The 1,585-nt window shown below is 71.5% G+C and carries 1 protein-coding gene and 1 pseudogene; one reads left to right on the top strand and one right to left on the bottom strand.

Annotated features, from left to right (window positions below):
• On the top strand, window positions 1–873 hold an 873-nt coding region (locus tag AOJ26_RS37565; RefSeq protein WP_053852835.1), incomplete at its 5' end, for a TerD family protein.
• Between the two features lie 4 nt (window positions 874–877).
• Here the strand turns inward: AOJ26_RS37565 and AOJ26_RS37560 are convergent.
• A pseudogene (locus tag AOJ26_RS37560) lies at window positions 878–1,585 on the bottom strand (glycosyl transferase family 2); the annotation flags it as partial.

The following is a 1,585-nucleotide window of genomic DNA, read 5'->3' as shown; positions in this document are numbered from 1 at the left end:
CGGGATGCGGCCCGCGGTGACGTGGCGGCGCGCTTCGACAGTACGGGTGCGACGGTAGAAACCGCTTTCGTCCTCGGGGAGTTCTACCGGCGTCAGGGTGTTTGGAAATTCCGTGCCGTCGGACAGGGCTACGACAGCGGACTGGAAGGACTGGCGACGGACTTCGGGATCACCGTGGACGAGCCGCAGCAGACGGCACCGGCGGAGCCGCCGCCCGCCCCTTCCGCGCCCCCTGTCAGCCTCTCGAAAATCACCCTGACCAAGTCCGCTCCCTCCGTCTCCCTCGCCAAACAGGGCGGCAGCTCGGGCGCGATGCGGGTGAACCTCAACTGGCAGGTGCGCAAACAGTTCTCGGGGTGGGGCAGCAAGCGCGGCCGCGCGGTGGCCATGCACGCCGACCTGGACCTCGACCTGTGCGCCCTGTACGAACTCACGGACGGCCGCAAGGGAGTCGTACAGGCGCTGGGCAACGCCTACGGGGCCCTGCACCAGCCGCCGTACATCCACCTCGACGGCGACGACCGCACCGGTGCCGTCGCGAGCGGCGAGAACCTCACCGTCAACCTCGACCACAAGCGGGACTTCCGGCGCATCCTCGTCTTCGTGACCATCTACGAGGGCGCGCGTTCCTTCGCCGACCTGCACGCCACGGTCACCCTCCAGCCGCAGTACGGCGCCCCCGTCGACTTCTCCCTCGACGAGTGCACCGTGCCCTCGACGGTGTGCGCGCTGGCCCTGATCACCAATACCGGCGACGACCTGGTCGTCCGGCGCGAGGCCCGCTACCTGGTGCCCGAGCGCGGGGTGAGCCCGCAGCGGACGGTGGACCAGGTCTACGGCTGGGGCATGAACTGGACACCGGGCCGCAAGTGAGCCGTCAGCGCTCCTCGCCGACGACGGCGTCCGGGCGCGCGTAGGTGCGCCCCTTCCAGGCCGCGCCGCGCCCCCGGTAGTGCTGCACCGCCGAGTCGACCGTCATGAGGAGCTCGGTGAACGGCAGCAGGGGAGCGAGCCACAGCGGCTGCCGGTAGTAGCGGAGCATCGGGACGTAGGTCCCCGCCATGACCAGCCAGGCGAGGGCACCGGTCACCGTGGTCGCCGCGCTCCCCGTCGCCAGACCCGTCAGGACGGCGGCCGGCGGCACCAGATAGACCAGCGCGAGCCCGGCCACCGTTCCCAGCAGCACCAGCGGGTTGTGGCGGAGCTGGGCGTACGCGCTGCGCGACACCATCCGCCACAGGTCGTGCAGGCGGGGATAGGGACGCACACTGTCCACCCGCTCGGCGAGGCCCAGCCAGATGTGGCCGCCCCCGCCCTTGACCGCCCGCGCGAGAGCCACGTCGTCGATGACGGCGTGCCGGATGGCGTCCGGGATCCGGGCCCGCTCGGCGGTATCGGCGCGCAACAGGACGCAGCCGCCCGCCGCGGCCGCCGTACGCGCCCCCCTCCTGCCGATCCGGCGGAACGGATAGAGCTGCGCGAAGAAGTAGACGAACGCCGGCACCACGAGCCGCTCCCACAGGCTCTCCACCCGCAGCCGTGCCATCTGTGAGACGACGTCGAAGCCCCCGGCGTGCGCGGCGGC

The sequence above is a fragment of the Streptomyces sp. NRRL B-24085 genome (assembly GCF_001282115.1).
Taxonomy (GTDB): domain Bacteria; phylum Actinomycetota; class Actinomycetes; order Streptomycetales; family Streptomycetaceae; genus Streptomyces.
The sequence above is the reverse complement of the archived record's forward strand: the minus strand, read 5'-3'. Positions and strand labels throughout refer to the sequence as shown.